Origin of the sequence: Amycolatopsis sp. NPDC058986, from assembly GCF_042741125.1 — a bacterium.
Taxonomy (GTDB): domain Bacteria; phylum Actinomycetota; class Actinomycetes; order Mycobacteriales; family Pseudonocardiaceae; genus Amycolatopsis.
Genome location: NZ_JBHYJW010000030.1, coordinates 1 through 16,105 on the forward strand (window position 1 = coordinate 1; position 16,105 = coordinate 16,105).

At 69.9% G+C, this 16,105-nt stretch carries 15 protein-coding genes and 1 tRNA gene; 2 read left to right on the forward strand and 14 right to left on the reverse strand.

The window, feature by feature from the left end:
• Nucleotides 1-70 precede the first annotated feature (70 nt).
• The 7 genes from ACFW0G_RS25055 to ACFW0G_RS25085 form a co-directional block, all read right to left on the reverse strand.
• A complete protein-coding gene (locus tag ACFW0G_RS25055; protein ID WP_378327816.1) occupies nt 71-1,732 on the reverse strand; it encodes an MDR family MFS transporter in 1,662 nt (553 codons plus the stop codon).
• 216 nt (nt 1,733-1,948) lie between these two features.
• Nucleotides 1,949-3,217: a serine hydroxymethyltransferase gene (gene glyA / locus ACFW0G_RS25060; protein WP_378327817.1), complete on the reverse strand. Its 1,269-nt coding sequence runs from the start codon at nt 3,215-3,217 to the stop codon at nt 1,949-1,951.
• Nucleotides 3,218-3,326: 109 nt separating this feature from the next.
• Nucleotides 3,327-3,743 (reverse strand): hypothetical protein, encoded by a 417-nt coding sequence (locus ACFW0G_RS25065; RefSeq protein WP_378327818.1) that lies wholly within the window; start codon nt 3,741-3,743, stop codon nt 3,327-3,329.
• 1 nt (nt 3,744) lies between these two features.
• Nucleotides 3,745-4,167 (reverse strand): 50S ribosomal protein L11, encoded by a 423-nt coding sequence (gene rplK, locus ACFW0G_RS25070; RefSeq protein ID WP_378327819.1) that lies wholly within the window; start codon nt 4,165-4,167, stop codon nt 3,745-3,747.
• A 47-nt stretch (nt 4,168-4,214) separates the two neighbouring features.
• Nucleotides 4,215-4,739, reverse strand: a complete 525-nt coding sequence (locus tag ACFW0G_RS25075; RefSeq protein WP_378327820.1) for a gamma carbonic anhydrase family protein — start codon at nt 4,737-4,739, stop codon at nt 4,215-4,217.
• Between the two features lie 152 nt (nt 4,740-4,891).
• Nucleotides 4,892-6,118 carry a M14 family metallopeptidase gene (locus tag ACFW0G_RS25080; protein WP_378327912.1) on the reverse strand — a complete coding sequence of 409 codons (1,227 nt, stop codon included), beginning with the start codon at nt 6,116-6,118 and terminating at the stop codon, nt 4,892-4,894.
• Nucleotides 6,119-6,247: 129 nt separating this feature from the next.
• Nucleotides 6,248-6,835, reverse strand: coding sequence for a TetR/AcrR family transcriptional regulator (locus ACFW0G_RS25085; RefSeq protein ID WP_378327821.1), 588 nt, complete (start codon nt 6,833-6,835; stop codon nt 6,248-6,250).
• A 134-nt stretch (nt 6,836-6,969) separates the two neighbouring features.
• On the opposite strand from ACFW0G_RS25085, the gene ACFW0G_RS25090 reads away from it, so the two are divergent.
• On the forward strand, nt 6,970-7,428 hold the full coding sequence (locus ACFW0G_RS25090; protein ID WP_378327822.1) for a GreA/GreB family elongation factor: 459 nt from the start codon (nt 6,970-6,972) through the stop codon (nt 7,426-7,428).
• Between the two features lie 19 nt (nt 7,429-7,447).
• On the opposite strand, the gene ACFW0G_RS25095 is transcribed toward ACFW0G_RS25090, so the two are convergent.
• Entirely contained in the window at nt 7,448-7,984 is a 537-nt protein-coding gene (locus ACFW0G_RS25095) for a class I SAM-dependent methyltransferase (RefSeq protein ID WP_378327823.1), read from the reverse strand.
• Nucleotides 7,985-8,154: 170 nt separating this feature from the next.
• Nucleotides 8,155-8,231: transfer RNA gene (locus ACFW0G_RS25100), tRNA-Thr, on the reverse strand.
• A gap of 137 nt (nt 8,232-8,368) precedes the next feature.
• Between ACFW0G_RS25100 and ACFW0G_RS25105 the strand changes: the two genes are divergently transcribed.
• Nucleotides 8,369-10,048 (forward strand): hypothetical protein, encoded by a 1,680-nt coding sequence (locus tag ACFW0G_RS25105; RefSeq protein ID WP_378327824.1) that lies wholly within the window; start codon nt 8,369-8,371, stop codon nt 10,046-10,048.
• An 83-nt stretch (nt 10,049-10,131) separates the two neighbouring features.
• Here the strand turns inward: ACFW0G_RS25105 and ACFW0G_RS25110 are convergent, their stop codons facing one another.
• From ACFW0G_RS25110 to ACFW0G_RS25130, 5 genes are all read right to left on the reverse strand, one after another.
• A complete protein-coding gene (locus tag ACFW0G_RS25110; RefSeq protein WP_378327825.1) occupies nt 10,132-11,337 on the reverse strand; it encodes a DNA polymerase III subunit delta' in 1,206 nt (401 codons plus the stop codon).
• The gene (locus tag ACFW0G_RS25115) at nt 11,334-13,445 is read right to left on the reverse strand and encodes a bifunctional MFS transporter/dTMP kinase (protein WP_378327826.1); all 2,112 of its coding nucleotides are present in this window, start codon (nt 13,443-13,445) and stop codon (nt 11,334-11,336) included. Before ACFW0G_RS25115 ends, ACFW0G_RS25110 begins: the two co-directional genes overlap by 4 nt.
• 138 nt (nt 13,446-13,583) lie before the next feature.
• Nucleotides 13,584-14,207: a hypothetical protein gene (locus tag ACFW0G_RS25120; RefSeq protein WP_378327827.1), complete on the reverse strand. Its 624-nt coding sequence runs from the start codon at nt 14,205-14,207 to the stop codon at nt 13,584-13,586.
• 293 nt (nt 14,208-14,500) lie between these two features.
• A complete protein-coding gene (locus tag ACFW0G_RS25125) occupies nt 14,501-15,286 on the reverse strand; it encodes an ESX secretion-associated protein EspG (RefSeq protein WP_378327828.1) in 786 nt (261 codons plus the stop codon).
• Nucleotides 15,279-16,070, reverse strand: coding sequence for an ESX secretion-associated protein EspG (locus tag ACFW0G_RS25130; protein ID WP_378327829.1), 792 nt, complete (start codon nt 16,068-16,070; stop codon nt 15,279-15,281). Before ACFW0G_RS25130 ends, ACFW0G_RS25125 begins: the two co-directional genes overlap by 8 nt.
• Nucleotides 16,071-16,105 lie beyond the last annotated feature (35 nt).

The following is a 16,105-nucleotide window of genomic DNA, read 5'->3' on the forward strand; positions in this document are numbered from 1 at the left end:
GTCAAGGCCGCCTTATGGGCGTCGGACGCCCATAAGGTGGCCTTGACGGCATTTTCAGCGTGTCAGCGGATCAGTGCGCCATCGCCAGTGCGGGGGTCGCGGCTTCCGCCTCGGCGTCGGCACGCTGCTCCATCGCCGACTTGTCCGAGAGCGGCTTCTCCTTGAGCAGCCACACCAGCGCGAAGCCGACCGTCAGCACGATCCCGCCGACGACGAACACCGTGCTCATCGAGCTCGCGAACCCGTCGAGGATCGGCCGCGCCAGCACCGGGTCCAAAGTGGACAGGAATGACGTGTCGTTGATGTCCACCCCGCCACCGGACATCCGCTGCGCGAACTCCGGGTGCCGCGCCAGCGCCGCCGCGTAGGCGGGCGAGGCCATCGCCGAGCGCACCGCCGCCGCGATCCGGTCGCCGACCGTGGCGAACAGGATCGACATGAACACCGCGGTGCCCGCCGTGCCGCCGATCTGCCGGAAGAACGTCGCCGACGAGGTCGCGACGCCGATGTCGGACGGCGGCACGTCGTTGGTCGCGGCGAGCTGCAGCGTCTGCATCGAGGCGCCCAGTCCCAGCCCGATCGCGAACGCGACGGCCATGACCACCGCCATCGGCGTGTCCACCCCGATCGTCGCCAGCGCGAACACCGACGCCGCCATCACGCCGAGCCCGGCCACCGCGAACGCCTTGTACCGCCCGGTCCGCCCGATCACCGAACCGCTCACCATGCTCGCGACCATGATCCCGAGCGTCAGCGGCAGCATCTGCAGGCCCGCCTGTGTCGGCGTCGCGCCCTTCACGATCTGCAGGTACAGCGGGAGCGACATCATCGCGCCGAACATCCCGACGCCCTGGATCACCGTGACCAGCGTGGCGACCCGGAACACCGGCCGCGAGAACAACCGCAGCGGCAGCAACGCGGCGTCGCCCATCCGGCGTTCCTGCCAGACGAACGCGGCCACGCCCAGCGCGCCGACGACGTACATCGCGATCGACGCCGGGGAGCCCCAGCCCCACTCGCGGCCCTGCTCGGCCACGAGCAGCAGCGGCACCATGCCGACGATCATCGTCACCGCGCCCCAGTAGTCGATCCGCTGCTCGACGCGGGTGTGCGGCACGTTCAGCACCTTGCTGACCACGACCAGCGCGGCCAGCGCGATCGGCACGTTCACCAGGAACACCCAGCGCCAGCCGGTGATCCCCGCGAAGGAGTCGAGACCGGCGAAGAACCCGCCGACGACCGGACCCGCGACGCTCGAAACGCCGAAGACCGCCATGAAGTAACCCTGGTAGCGACTGCGCTCCCGCGGCGACGTGATGTCGGTGATGATCGCCAGTGCCAGCGACATCAGGCCACCGGCACCGAGCCCCTGGAACGCACGGAACGCGGCCAGCTCGTACATCGAGCCCGCCATCCCGCTGGCCAGTGAGCCGGCGAGGAACAGCGAAATCGCTGTGAGATACATGGGTTTCCGGCCGTAGAGGTCGGAAAGCTTGCCGTACAGCGGCGTCGAAAGCGTCGCCGTGATCAGGTACGCGGTGGTAGCCCAGGCCTGGAGGCTCTGGCCGTGCAGCTCGTCGGCGATCGTCTTCATCGCCGACGACACGATCGTCTGGTCCAGCGCCGCCAGGAACATGCCGAGCATCAGCCCGGACAGCACCGTCAGGATCTGCCGGTGGGAGAGCTTGCCTTGCGTAGCGGTCTCTCCTTCCGCCGTGGATGTCGTGCTCATGGGATCTCCCTCAGTCTTCGGTAGTTGCTTGTACCCCTCAACTACTTGCCGAAGACAAGTGTTCCCCGAAAGCTTGTATTCAGCAATCAAATTTCCTGTGACGCTCGTCGCTCCGTGATGCGACGGCGTCGAGATCCTCCCCTGAAGCCGCTGAAGGCCACCTTGAGGGACTTGCGTTCCCTCAAGGTGGCCTTCAGAGACCTTGCGCCGGGTCGGTCAGGCGGAGTAGCCGGGGATCGGGAAGGGCGCCAGGAACTCCCTGATCTCGGCGGCGATGGTGTCCAAAGAGGACTCCTCCTGCGCGGCGGCCGCGGTCACCGTGCGGTCGATCCAGTCGGCGACCTGGACCTGGTGCTCCGGCCTGAGCCCGCGCGTGGTGATCGCCGACGTGCCGAGCCGGATGCCCGACGGGTCGAACGGCTTGCGCGGGTCGAACGGCACCGTGTTGTAGTTCAGCTCGATGCCCGCGCGGTCCAGCGCCTGCGCGGCGGGCTTGCCGGGCACGGCCTTGTTCGTCAGGTCGATCAGCAGCAGGTGGTTGTCCGTGCCGCCGGAGACCAGGTCGTAGCCCTTCTCGAGCAACGCCGCCGCCAGCGCCTTGGCGTTCGCGACGATCGTGTGCGCGTACTCGCTGAACGAAGGCTGCTGGGCCTCACCGAGTGCGACCGCGATCGCGGCGGTGGTGTGGTTGTGCGGACCGCCCTGCAGACCGGGGAACACCGCCTTGTCGACGGCCTTCGCGTGCTCGGCGTCGGAGAGGATCATCGCGCCACGCGGGCCGCGCAGCGTCTTGTGCGTGGTCGTGGTGATGACCTGCGCGTGCCCGACCGGCGACGGGTGCGCGCCGCCCGCGACGAGCCCGGCGATGTGCGCGATGTCGGCGACGAGCACCGCGTCGACCTCGCGGGCGATCTCCGCGAACGCCGGGAAGTCGATCGTGCGCGGGATCGCCGTGCCACCGGCGAAGATCAGCTTCGGCCGGTGCTCGCGGGCCAGGTCGCGAACCTGGTCGAGGTCGACCCGGCCGGTCTCCTTGGCCACGCCGTACCGCACCGGGGTGAACCACTTGCCGGTCGCCGATACGCCCCAGCCATGGGTCAGGTGCCCGCCGTCCGGCAGCGCCATGCCGAGCACGGTGTCGCCAGGCTTGGCGAAGGCGAGGTAGGCCGCGAGGTTCGCCGGGGAGCCGGAGTACGGCTGGACGTTCGCGTGGCCGGCCCCGAACACGGCCTTCGCACGCTCGATGGCCAGCGTCTCGACCTGGTCGATGAGCTGCTGACCTTCGTAGTACCGCTTGCCCGCGTACCCCTCGGAGTACTTGTTGGTGAGCACGGTGCCGGTCGCCTCGAGGACGGCCTGCGACACGTAGTTCTCCGACGCGATGAGCCGGATCTTGTCGTGCTGACGCTTCGCCTCGTCCTCCACGAGCCCGGCGATCTGCGGGTCCGCGGCGGCGAGCGCGGAAAGGGCTGGCTGATGCGTCAAGGGCCTTCTCCTGCCGTGACGGCCGGACCCAGGCGCGCGGTGCCGGCCTCGTCGTCGCTTCCCGGTGGTGCTCCACCTCGGTGGCGCCAGTCGCTGCTGCGTAGCCAGCCTAGTCCACCGCGATGGTGCGGGGCTCGGAGTGACAACGAAGCGGCGTACACCACTTTCGAGTACACCCGGACGTCCGATCGCAGAACGGCCGTCCGCAGGCTACGCAGCGTTTGACCCGTCGCCAGCCCCCGACTGTCACGAGCTCGGCGAGACCGGCCGCGCCCACGGCCGGCTCGCCGGCTTCCGCCCGCGACGTCACATACACGATGCGCCAGCCGTTCCCCGTGTCGACGAGCCGCGGCCGCGCACCGGTTTCGTCGAGAAGGTCGTTAAGAGCACGCGCCGCCGCGTGCTCGTCCGGGAGCAGCTCGACGACGGCGCGCAGCGCTGGATTCCCCTGTGCCAGCAGTCTTTCCGTGACGTCCAGCTCGGGATCCAGCGCCCGGAAGGGCGGCGCGACGCTGTGCTTGCGCACGTCACTCCACGATCGCGACGCCCATCGAGCGGGCCGTCCCGGCGACGGTCCGCATGGCCGCGTCGAGGTCGGCGGTGTTGAGGTCGGGCAGCTTGCGCTCGGCGATCTCGCGCAGCTGATCGCGGGTCAGCTTCCCGGCCGTCTCGTGCCCCGGGCGCGCGGAACCCTTGTCACCCAAGGCTTTCCGGATCAGGAACGACGTCGGCGGCGTCTTGAGCCGCAGCTCGAAGGAACGGTCCTCGAACACCGACACGACGACCGGGACGACGTCGCCACGCTGGGCCGCGGTCGCCGCGTCGTAGGCCTTCTTGACCTCGACGAGGTTGACCCCGGTCTGCCCCAGCATCTTGCCGAGGTCGACGACCGGGGCGTTGCCCGCGTCGAGGTGCAGTGTGACCTGGTGGGTTTGCTTCTTCGGTGCCATACGGCGACGCTAAAATCTCCACTTACCGGAGAGTCAAACCCGAAAACTCAGCCTTCGATCGGCTTGATCCCGGCCGCGTGCCGACGCGCGAGCTCGCGGTAGACCTCCGCGTTGTGGTCGACCCACAGCCTGGCGCTGTCGGTGAGCGGCACGAACTTCTTCGCCGGGCTGCCCATGGCGATGTGCTCGGCGGGCACGACGGTGCCCGGCGTGACGGTGGCGCCCGCCGCGACCAGTGCCCGCTCGCCGATCTGCGCCTTGTCCAGCACGGTCGAGCCGTTGCCGATCAGGGCCTGTTCGCCGATCGTGCAGTCGTGGACGAGGCACTGGTGCCCGACGGTGACGTTCTTCCCGACCTCGCACACGCCGTCGTTGACGTGCAGGACCGAGTTGTCCTGAATGTTCGACCCCGCACGGATGACGATCTTCCCGAAGTCCGCGCGGATGACCGCGCCGTACCAGATCGAGACGTCCTTTTCGATGACGACGTCGCCGATCAGCGTCGCGGTGGGGGCGATCCACGCGTCCGGATGGATCTGCGGGCTGAGCCCCTCGAAGGAGAACAAAGGCATGCCCGCACCCTAACCTCGCGCTCGCCCCGGACGCGCCGTGAAGGCCTCCTTCACAGCGTTGGATCCAATCCTGCCGCGCGCAGCGCGTCCGTTGAGGGCGGCGGCGGGGGCATGGATGGAGCTGCGGAGGAGGCCTTCACGGACCGCTGCGATCAGCCGGTGATCGCCGCGTTGATGATGATGTCGACCGCCTTGTCGTTGCGGGTGGTCTGCGGCACGATCGCCGAGTCGGGCGGGTAGAAGCCCGGGCTGCCGCCCCGCGGGTACATCTCGAAGGTGTAGCTCCAGATCTTGTTCGTCGCCCACATCCAGTCGTTCATCGAACCGTCGGTGATGTACAGCTGGCTGGACTGCTCCGGGGTGTAACTGTTCGTCGCGGCCATCTGCCTGCCGAGGTTCTGGAACTTCGTCGCTTCGGCCTGGGTCATCCCCGGCCCGGTGGCGTCGTAGGTGTAGCCCCACGGCCAGAGCACCAGCTCGGAGTAGGTGTGGAAGTCGATGTGCGTCTTGATCCGCTGGACGCCGTTGACCTTGCGCGCGTTCACCCAGTTCGAGACGGCCTTGGTCTCCGGCGCGGAAAACGCCGCCGTGCCACGGTAGGTCTCACTGCTCGGCGAGCCGGACGAACCGCCGCAGCAGCCCCACTTGTAGCCCCAGTTGCGGTTGGTGTCGGTGCCGGGGCCCTGGCGGTTCTTGCGCCACGAGTGGAACCGGCCACCGGAGATGTCGTACTCCGAGCCGTCCGGGTTGATGTTCGGGATCACGAAGATCGCCGTGCTGTCGACCATCTTCTTGATCGCGGGATCGGTGGCGTATCCGGTGGTGAACCGCTGCACGATGCGCAGGCACATCTCGGTCGTCAGGTGTTCGCGGGCGTGCTGGTTGCAGGTGAACAGGACCTCGGGCTCGTTCTCGTCGGCCTCGACGTTCTTGCTGATCTTGAGCACGTTGAGGGTGCGGCCCTCGTACGAGGTGCCCGCGCTCGACAGCTTCGCGATCGCCGGGTAGTTCGCCTGTGCCTTCTGCAGCTCGGTCGTCACCTCGGCGTAGGTGTGGTAGCCGGTGTATCCGGGCGGGAACTCCGCGGGCGCGGCGCTCGTGCCCGGCGACCGGTCGACCAGCCCGCGCGGTTCGAGGGTGAACCCGAGCGCCCGCAACTGAGCTGCTTCACCGGGGTTGGCGATGATCGTCGTCGTGGCACCGGACGTCCCGAGCACGTCGACCCCCGTGCGCGCGACCTCGGTGCGCAGCTGCGGGGTTCCGGTGCCGAGGACCTCGTAGATCTGCGGCCCGTCGGGCTGCCGCGCGGGTTCCGCCGCCGCCTGACTCGCGGCGAACCCACTGGCCAGCACCACCAGGGCGGACAACGCCGCCGCCACGCACCGTCTCTTGCGCTTGTTCGCAAGCATCACGCCTCCTGCTCTCTCGGCAGCCTTCGGCTTCGATCGACCTTGGCGGGCGCGGAGGCGGGAGAACAATCCGTAGCGGTACGGATCTAATGCGCGTTTCTAGCCGTAGTTCGCGAAACAGAGTGCCTCGATGTCGCCGCGCAGCGTGGCGTAGGACCGCGGCCGTACGCGCTGCTGGACGACGGCGCCGAGCAGGTAGGACAGCAGAGCGCGCGCACGGGCCCGCGGATCGTCGACGTCCAGCGGGGACAGCAGTTCGGCGAGCAGCTCGGTGATCGAGGTCAGCATCGCGTCGATCGCCTGCGGGTGCTGGGCGCGCCCGGCCGCGATCCAGTACTCGAACCACAGGAAGGCCGCGTTGGGCCGGTCGGCGAATTCGTCGAGGTAGGCCTCGGTGACCTTGAACAGCCGTTCGCGCGGATCGGTGTGCCGCTCGGCCACCGCACGCAGTCCCGCGGCGAAGGTGTTGATGTGCGCGGCCATCGCCCGGTCGATAAGGACGTCGATATCGGCGAAGTAATAGTGGATGGCGCTCTTCGTGAGCGGACCGGCCTCGGCGATGGCGCGGACCGTGCACCCTGCGAGACCGTCACGCGCGAGGACGACGCGGGCCGCCTCGACGATCTGCTGCTGCTTGTGGAGCTGGTTGGGCGACAGCTGTTCGCTGCGACCGGGGACGACACTCACGGTGATCCTCGTTACTAATTCCGGGACGCCAGGCCCAAAGTCTAGGGCAGACGTCCCAGTCGGCCCCGGAGGGTGACCGGGCTCTCGAAAAACCGGATTGGCCACCCCGGTCCAGACAGCGGACAATTCCCGGCATGGTGATCTCAGGGGACAAGGGGCTGAGTGCGGCGACCCGCCGCCAGCTGGAGAAGGAACTGGACAGCTTGCGTGCGCAACGAGCCGCGCTGTCGCCGCAGCCGGGTGAGCTCGAACGCACCGGTGACGCGGCGGACCAGGCGGACGTGATCGACCGCGCGGAGGCCGCTGCCCGGCTCGACCGCCAGATCGCCGACCTGAGCGCGAAGATGGAGCACGGCGCGGCCGACAGCTCGCTGGTGCCCGACGGCACCAAGGTGTCCCTGCGGTTCGACGACGGCGACGAGGAGACCCTCCAGGTCGTCACCGTGCCGGGCGACGACCCGGACGCGGTCACCTCCGACAGCCCGCTCGGGCTCGCGCTCGTCGGCGCCAAGGAGGGCGACAAGGTCACCTATCGCACCCCGCGCGGGGAGATCACCGTGACGGTGGTGAAGCTGACCCCGCCGCGGGACTGATCCGTCCTTTGTGGACATTTCAGGGCGACGCCGGGCGCGTGACGAGCGCGAACCCGGCGTCGCCCTGTTTCATCTCCGGCTCGGTGAACCCGTTGACGCCGAGCGCTCGCGTGATCGGCTCGACCACCTTGTGGCCGGTCGTGGGCCCCGACGCGCCGTAGCCGATGTACAGCGTTCCGCCGGGCGCCAGGACGTGCCGCAGCACCGCGAGTTCGGGCGCCGGGTCCCGGACCCAGAAGAGGTTCACGTCGATGGCGAACGCCGCGTCGTAACCACCGGACGGCAGATCGAGCCGCGGGAGTTCGCCGTGCCGCACTTCCAGCCGTCCGGCTTCGATGTGCTGACGGTTGCGCGCCGTCGTCCGGGCTGCCGCCGTCGCCGACCGGTCGATCGCCGTCAGCTTGCCGCCGTCCAGCCTGGCGCACACCAGCTCGGCGGCCGCGCCGGGGCCGCAGCCGATTTCGAGCAGCCGGGCGTCCGGCGCCGGATCGAGCAGCGCGACCGCCCACCGGACCCGATCCGGCACCGCGAACCGTCGACGCGCTTCGGCAGACATGTCGACAAAGTAGCCGAACCGCAGCCGCCGTCGAGCCGTTCAGCCGCCGTCACCGTCGCCCGTTCGCGTGATTCCGGCGGCCGCACCGGTTCGAGTGAAATTCACAGTTGAGCGAGTTCCCCGGAAACAGAGCAGGGACCCTCCGGAATCCGGAAAGTCCCTGGTCAGAGTGGAGCCGCCTGCGGGAATCGAACCCGCGACCTATTCATTACGAGTGAATCGCTCTGGCCGACTGAGCTAAGGCGGCAAGCACCGGACTGTCGCCCGGAGCCGAAAGCCAGTGTAGCGGAGCCCTCGCGCGTCACTTCCCCGGGGCGTCGTCGTTAGGGTCCTATGACGTCGATCTCACTCCCCGATCGACCTACCTCCTGGAGGACCTGGCACATGCGGCGAAGACTGCCCCGCTCGGTGGCCCTGCCGGCCGCCGCGGCGCTGCTCCTGCTGACCGCGGCTCCGGCGACGGCCCAGACGATCCCCACCACGCCGATCCCCGAACCGGCGAACCCGGGACAGCCGCCCGCGACCGCACCGATGGGGCCCCAGCCACTCGGCCATGCTGTCGGCGACGCGGGCTCGGCGCTCGGCGTGCTGCGGCTGCTGCCGAACGCGGTACCGACCAGTTCGATCATCCCCGGCTACGACAAGCAGTTGCCGAAGCAGTCGGCGCTCGAAGCGGGCATGGGCCTTTCGAGCGCGTCGGCGAACTCCGAGGCGTACCTGAGCTACGAGAAGGCGATCGCGCAGGCCTCGCCGTTCGGGCTGTCGGTGGGCGGCAACGCCCCGCAGACGCCGGGCAGCGTCGTGCAGACGGCGTTGCCGGACAACCCGCAGCCGATCAGCGGCGGCCTCAACGGCCCGCCCAACCCGCTGCTCAACGTCGGCCTGCTCAACGGCAGCGCGCACGCGCGCTGGAGCCCGACGCTCGGGCCGTGCGTCGACACGATCTCCGACGCCAGCACGTCGGTGGCGAGCCTGTCGCTGCTCAACGTCATCCCGTCGATGCCGAGCCTCGGGCTGGACAAGCTCAACGTCGACCCGAAGACCCTCGCCCAGGGCTTCGACCTGACCAAGGGGCTGCAGAGCCTCGGCGGTCTCCTGCAGGGCGGCGGGCAGACCGCCGCGAACGGCACCGGGTCACTGCTGAGCCTGCCGAACACGCTGTCCTCCCGCTCGCAGGTCAAGCTGGTCGACATCCCCGGCTCGAAGAACAAGGCCGTCCAGTCGATCTCCACACTGCAGGGCGCCGACATCGAGATCCTCAAGGGCACCCCGCTCGCGCTGAGCATCAAGGTGGCCAGCCAGCCGACGCTGAAGGTGACCTCCACCGGCGACGAGAAAACGTCCAAAGTGGAGTACACCGCGCCGGTGCTGACCATCGAGGCGGGCGGAAAGGTGCTCTACACGCTCGACGCGGCGCACCCGACCAAGGACATCCCGATCGGGCTGCCGCTGTCGGGGCTGAGCGACCAGTTCGGCAAGGTCAACGACATCCCCGTCGTCGGCGGGCTCGTCTCGACGATGACCAAGGGCCTCCAGCAGGTCGGCAACACCGCGGGCACCGTGCTCGACCTCGGCGTGCTGCGGCTGTCCATCGCCGGGCTCGACCAGAAGGGCGCGCAGCTGAACGACCCGTTCTCCGGCTACCAGCTCGGCGCCTCGGCCCGGATGTTCGACCTGCAGCTGTTGCCCACCAGCAAGTTCAAGGACCTGCTGCCCGGCGACGCGGCGAAGAACCTGCCGTCCTCGCTGGCCCAGGTCTCGCTGGGTGAGCAGATCGCACGGTCCTACGCGCCGACCGGTGGCGTGGTGTGCGGGACGACGACCCCGGCGCCTCCGCCCGGTGGCGGCGAAGCGCCCAAGGGACCGGTGAAGAACCTGGCCTACACCGGCGCGTACGACACTGTGCCGATGTTCTGGACCGGAACCGCGATGCTGCTGCTCGGCGTGGTCATGGTGGCCGCGATGCCGAGCCGGCGCCGTCGCCCGGCCGCGCTCACGCTGACCCCGGCGAAGGAACCGGAGGCACCGGAGCCGTTCAAGCCGTCGCCGCGCCCTCGGGAGTAGGCGCCCGACGTCCATCCACAAAGGACGGCCCTTCATCCCGCCCGGGATGAAGGGCCGTCCTTTGTCCGGGGTGTCGCGGTGGCTCAGCCTTGGCGCAACGTGGTGACCATGGCCTCGACGGCGATCCGCGGCTTCACGTTGAGCCCGATGGCGTCACGGCATTCCAGAACGGCTTCGAGCCGTCGTAGCGCCGACTCGGGCCCCCAGGACGCCGCCGCCGTCGCGATCTGCTCGGCGTGGTCCGGGTGGTTGAGCGTCGCGCCGGACCCGGTCGTCGTCACCAGGACGTCGCGGTAGAACGCGGCGAGGTCGACGAGCGCCAGATCCAGCGTGTCCCGCTGAGTACGGGTCGCCCGCGATTTCTGCTTCTTTTCCAACTGCTTGACCGCGGCCTCGGCGGCCCGCTTCGCACCGGCGACGCCCTTCCCCGTGCCGTCGCCGCCCATCGCCGTCCGCAGTTCGGCACGCTCGTTCTCGTCACGTGCCTTGCTCGCCTCGCCCGCGTCGGCTTCGGCTGCGCTGATGAGCTGATCGGCGCTGGTGAACACGTCCGACGGGCGGCGCAGCCCCAGCGGAATCCGCAGCACGGTGGCGCGGCGCTGCCGGGCGGCCTCGTCGGTGGCGAGCCGCCGCGCGCGGCCGACGTGTCCGCCGCACACCGATGCCGCCCACTGCGCACGATCCGGCTCGACGCCGTCGCGGTCGATCAGCACCTGCGCGATCGCGGCTGCGGGTGGCGTACGCAGCGCCACCAGACGGCAGCGCGATCGGATCGTCACCGACACGTCCTCGGGGTGGTCCGAGGGCGCGCAGAGCAGGAAAACCGTGCGCTCCGGCGGCTCTTCGACCGCCTTGAGCAACGCGTTCGAGGCGCCTTCGGTGAGCCTGTCGGCGTCCTCGATGATCACGACGCGCCAGTTGCCCGTCGTCGGGCGGCGGGCGGCGGCCTGAACGAGGGCGCGCATCTCGGCGACCGAGATCGACAGTCCTTCCGGCACGACCAGCCGGACGTCGCCGTGCGTGCCCGCCATCGTGGTGCGGCAGCCGGGGCATTCACCGCAGCCGGTCCCGGTGCTGCACTGCAACGCCGCGGCGAACGTCCGCGCCGCCGTCGAGCGGCCGGAGCCGGGCGGGCCGGTGAGCAGCCACGCGTGCGTCATCGCCGCCGGGGCGACGGGTTCGCCCGCGACGATCTTCGCCGCGGCCGTGGCCGCCGACGCGAGCGTCTCCGCGGCCGGCTCCTGGCCGACGAGCTGCCGCCAGACGCCGATCCGTACCTGCTCTGTCACTTCGCCTCCGCCGGAGCATCAACAGGTTCAGCCGGTGACTCGGGCGTCCCGGCAGGGGAAACGGCCTCGTCCACCGGAGCGAGCCCGGACAACCGGCCGACGAACACCGCGCGGACAGCCTCGCGGACCCGCTCCGCGACCTCTTCATCGGTGCCGTCAGCCTCGACCACGACATAGCGATCCGGATCCGCGGCGGCCATCTCGGTGAGCAGGTGCTGGACCCGCCACTGGTCGTTCATCGCCTCGGAGCGATCACGCGGCTCCTCGCCGGGTGCGGCGTCGAGCAGGACCGTGAGGTCCGGCCGGAGCCGTCCGGTCGCCCAGTCCGCGAGCCCTTCCAGCTCGCCGCTGTCGAGACCCGCGACGGCGGAAAGGTGGGCGAGCGGCGAATCGACGAACCGCTCCATCACGACAACCGAACCGGCGTCGAGCGCGGGCCGGACGTGCCGCTCGACGATGTCGGCCCGCACCGCCGCGGCGGCGAGCGCCTGCGCGCGGGCACCGGTCAGTGACGCGCTGGAGAGCAGCTTTTCCAGACGCTGGTTGTCGAGCGCGGGATCGGCGGCGAGCACGACGGGCCGGGTGCCCGTGCTCAGCCAGTCGGCGAGGCCGGAGGCCTGGCGCGCGGTGTTGATCGCCGTGGTGCCCTCGACCGCGACGAGGTAGCCGTTGACGCGGCGCGGGTTGCGGCGCAGCGCGTTGCGCAGGTCGCTCAGGATCGGTTCGGTGCGGCGGTCGTCCATCTGCCGGTAGGCGAAAACACCGGCCAGCACCGCGAGCACGGCCCCGCCGAGCAGGACCGGCCGGGTGCCGTCGATGGTGAGCGAACTGCCCCACACGTCGATCCGGCGGGGCTGGACGAGGCCGATCAGCAGTGGTGCGGTGATCGTCGCCCCGAACACCACGATCTTCAGCATCGACTGGTAGATCGCGTTGATCCGGCCGCGGATGGCGTCCTCGACGCGGGAGCCGATGATCGTCACGCCGGTGAGGAACGCGGCTCCGGCCGCGAGGCCGACCACGGCCACCGCGACCAGCGACACGGCCAGATGCGGGGACATCGCGACCACCGCCAGCGCCAGCCCGGCCGCCACGATCGAAATGCCGAACAGCCGGTCGTGCGCCAGCCGCCTGGCCAGCTTCGGCGCCACCGCCATCCCCGTCGCCAGCCCGAGGAAGACCGAGAGCACCAGCATGTTGAACGCGGCGTCGCCGGCGAGCAGGCTCGACGAGTACGGCTTCGCCGAGCCGATCACCGCGCCACCGGCCGCGAACGCGCCGAAGGCGCCCATCAGCAGACCGCGGACGAGCGGCGTGCTGCGGACGAACTTGACGCCGTCGCGCAGCATCGCGCCGATGCCGAGCTTCTCCTCGTCCGCCTTCTTGACCGTCGCCTTCGGCGCCTCGTGCACGTTGCGCAGCGACAGCTCGGGAATCCGGGTGGCGATCAGGATCGCGCTGGTCAGGTACAGCAGGCCGTTGATGACGACGACCATCTTCGCGATGTTGAGGTCGGCACTGCCGCCGGGGAAGAAGTGGAACGTCGTGTTGATGCCGGTGAGCACGGCGTTGGCACCGGCCGCGGTGATCACCGCGAGGCCGTAGGTCATCACCATGCCGAGCTGGTTGGCGGTCTCGACCTGGTCCGGGCGGCGCAGCAGGTTCGGCACCGCCGCGTCCTTCGACGGGATCCACATCATCGAGCAGCAGCCGACGAGGAAGTTGCCGACGAACAGCCACCACGGCGCGCCGACGAACGCGATGGACAGCAGGAAGCCGCAGCGTCCCAGATCGCACAGCACCATCACCTTGCGCCGGTCGAACCGGTCGGCGAGCAGGCCGCCGACCGGGGCGAACAGCAGCCCCGGCAGCAAGGCGGTGAGGACGACCGCGACGAACGCGAAGTTCTGCGCGGTGTAGTTGTCGAGCAGCTTCGTGGCCAGGCCGGTCAGCGCGAGGAGGTTCAGCCAGTCGGCGACGCTGCACAGGTACGTGACGCCCCAGAGGCGGCGGAACGGTTTGATCGCCAGTACCCGCCGGACCCGGTGGATCGTCGACGCATCGGCAGCCGACGATCCACCCGGGCCTGCCCCGGGTACTGATCGCATGCCCTCGCTGATGCTGCCCACCCCACTCGTCCCGACGGCGTCGGGCGACCCGGCAGGGTCCCCCGACCGTGCCGCCAGCGTAACCCTGGTAACAGGTGGGGCGCGGCGGCGGGCCGGTCCGAGCGGGCGGCGGACGCGTTAGTGGAACAGCCCCGTCACGCTGCTGACCAGGCTCGACACCATCTGGATGGCCACGATCCCGAACACGATCAACAACGCGACCGCCAGCATGACGCCCGCGGTGCTGGAGGAGGGCCGCCCGAAGCTGGGCATGCTGATCGACGGGAGCCCGCGCTTCTTCGGCGTGGCTGCCTCGATCTCCTCGTCGAGCTCGTCTTCGACGTCCGGGGCCGGGGCCGGTTTCGCTCGCCGCAGCAGCTGGGGCGGCCGGGCGGGCCAGGTGCGCTGCCGGGGCAGCACGCCGAGTGGTGGCGCCACCTGCTCGCCGACCGTTCCGCCGGTGCCCGCCGGGGGGATCGCTTCGGGCGCGTGGGGTGCGCCGCCCTGCTGCGTGTCCTCGCGGAGCGCTGCGTCCACCATCTGGCGCACCACTTCGGGATCGTGCTGCACCGGGCCCGGCACCACGACCCTCGGCACGCCGTTCCCCGCCCCGTTGCCAGTGCCCGCCGGGGGTACGTCCGCGGCGGTCACGAGCCCGGAAAGGGGATCGGCGAACGTATCGCCCTGCCCGCCGGACAACGTGCCGTCGCGCGCCGGGGGCTCCGGAGGGGTGAAGAAGGGCACCTCACCGCTATTGCTCATGGGGGACCACCTCACTGTGTGTGTCGCGGCGGAAGTGCCCACGTTCCGCATGAACAGTCACTAACCGTGAGCGCACCGAGACTCCGTTTCGCGACGACTCCACTGTCGAATGTCCTCGCCTTTCAGGGTAGCGACGTGGGCGTCGCGCGCATCCGCCCAATGGGCCAGATATCCGTCACGCCTTGCACACTGTCTGTCGCGTTCACAGGCAGTGTCCAGCCATCCGGAACTAAGGTCGACCTCTCTTCGTGACACATCGTAGTGATTCCGGTCACAACGCGGCTACGAGCCTGTCACGACGGCTCCACCGGCCCGGCGTCGACGACCTCGCGGAACCACCCGATGAGCATGTCCCTGCTGAACGGCGCGAGCACCAGCTGCCGCTGCCCGCCACCACGGTGGATGGCGCACAGGACGTGCCTGCCTACGTCCGTGTCGAGCAGGACGAACCCGTGCTCGGGGAACTCGGCGCAGAGCCCGCCGAAGGCGAACACGTCGAGCACCGCGGTGCCGCTGCGTGGCCGGGCCAGCAGCTCGCGCAACGCCCCGACCTCCTCGTGCTGACCGTGGATCAGGCCGTGTTCGTCGACCGAGAGCCAGATCTGCCGGAACTCCCCCTCCGGCGCGTCCGGCAACGATCCGACGACCAGCTCCGGCAGGCGGGCGTAGTCGTCGAGGTGGATGGCCGTGCGGTCGGGCAGGGAGGCCATCACCAGCGCGTGCTCACCGTCGGCGTAGCAGCGGATGTCCGCGGTCTCCGGCCCGTCCTCGAACACCCCGCTCACGGCGGCGCGCACGGAGCCGCGCAGGATCAGCGACACCACCTCGTACCCGACCTCGGTCAGCTCGCCGTCGTCACCGAAGGGCGTGCCCTCGAGCGCGGCCGCCCACGCCGCGTGCCGCTCGACCTCGGCGACCAGATCGGCCGGATCGTCGGACACCGTGCCGTGGACGCGGATCTCCTCGTCGGTCACCTCGGGGTTGTACAGCCGATCGACCGGATCGCGTTCCGGCATGGCTTCCAGCACCGGTGCGGCCGCCAGCTCGAGCAGCTCCAGCACCGCCGTCCGGTTAGGCATGGCTCTGCACCGCCTTGACGATCCACTGCTCGGCGGTGCTGCGGGTGGCGGGCCCCCAGGTGATCGTCCAGCGGCCGGACCGGCCGACGGCCGCGCTGAACTGGTACCGGCCGAGGTCGTTGTCCACCAGCCCGAACGCGCCGTGCGGATATTTGGCGAGAATGGCGTCCCGCACCGCGAGGTCGACCAGCACGGTACCCAGCCGCGGCCGGGCAACGCACTCGCGGATGACGGCCAGCTCCGGAGCGCATTCCGCAGGGATGAGCCCGCCCTCGTCGGTGTGGATGCGCACGGACGCACCGGGCCCCGGCGGCCGGTCCGGCAGGTCGTCGAACACCCAGCCGGGCAGCGAGCTGAGGAAACCCGAGCGCAACCGCGCTCGGTGCCCGAGTTTGTTCACCACCGTGGTGTAGTCCTCGTCGCCGAAGAAGCGGACCTCCCACGGCTCCCGCCGGGTGGGGAACACGCCGGTGACGACACCCCGGATGAACCCGCCGCGCAGCGCCCGATAGAGCCCGACGGCCTCAGGCGTGACCTCGCCGTCGGGCGCGAGCCCGATGGCGGACATGCCCGCGACGAACCGGGTGTACTGCTCGACCTCGTCGGCCAGGCTGAGGCCGGGCGGCGGTTCGGTGTCGGCGAGGACGGGTGGCACCTCGAACTGCGGGTCGTAGAACTCCATCACCGAAGGCCGCTCCGGCACCTCGGCGCGGAGCGGGGCGATGACTTCGTCGATGACGTCGAAGACGGCGAGTGCTGAGTTGCTCACCCATGCATTGAACACCCTGGCACCGACAATTTCTCGAACAAAGGTTCGAG

Excerpts from the sequence above, each read along its gene's own strand:
- rplK (WP_378327819.1), bottom strand. The coding sequence starts at position 4,167 with ATGGCACCGAAGAAGCAAACCCACCAGGTCACACTGCACCTCGACGCG.
- ACFW0G_RS25075 (WP_378327820.1), bottom strand. The coding sequence starts at position 4,739 with ATGCCTTTGTTCTCCTTCGAGGGGCTCAGCCCGCAGATCCATCCGGAC.
- ACFW0G_RS25115 (WP_378327826.1), bottom strand. The coding sequence starts at position 13,445 with ATGCGATCAGTACCCGGGGCAGGCCCGGGTGGATCGTCGGCTGCCGAT.
- ACFW0G_RS25105 (WP_378327824.1), top strand. The coding sequence starts at position 8,369 with ATGCGGCGAAGACTGCCCCGCTCGGTGGCCCTGCCGGCCGCCGCGGCG.
- ACFW0G_RS25090 (WP_378327822.1), top strand. The coding sequence starts at position 6,970 with ATGGTGATCTCAGGGGACAAGGGGCTGAGTGCGGCGACCCGCCGCCAG.
- ACFW0G_RS25055 (WP_378327816.1), bottom strand. The coding sequence starts at position 1,732 with ATGAGCACGACATCCACGGCGGAAGGAGAGACCGCTACGCAAGGCAAG.
- ACFW0G_RS25125 (WP_378327828.1), bottom strand. The coding sequence starts at position 15,286 with ATGCCTAACCGGACGGCGGTGCTGGAGCTGCTCGAGCTGGCGGCCGCA.
- ACFW0G_RS25095 (WP_378327823.1), bottom strand. The coding sequence starts at position 7,984 with ATGTCTGCCGAAGCGCGTCGACGGTTCGCGGTGCCGGATCGGGTCCGG.
- ACFW0G_RS25120 (WP_378327827.1), bottom strand. The coding sequence starts at position 14,207 with ATGAGCAATAGCGGTGAGGTGCCCTTCTTCACCCCTCCGGAGCCCCCG.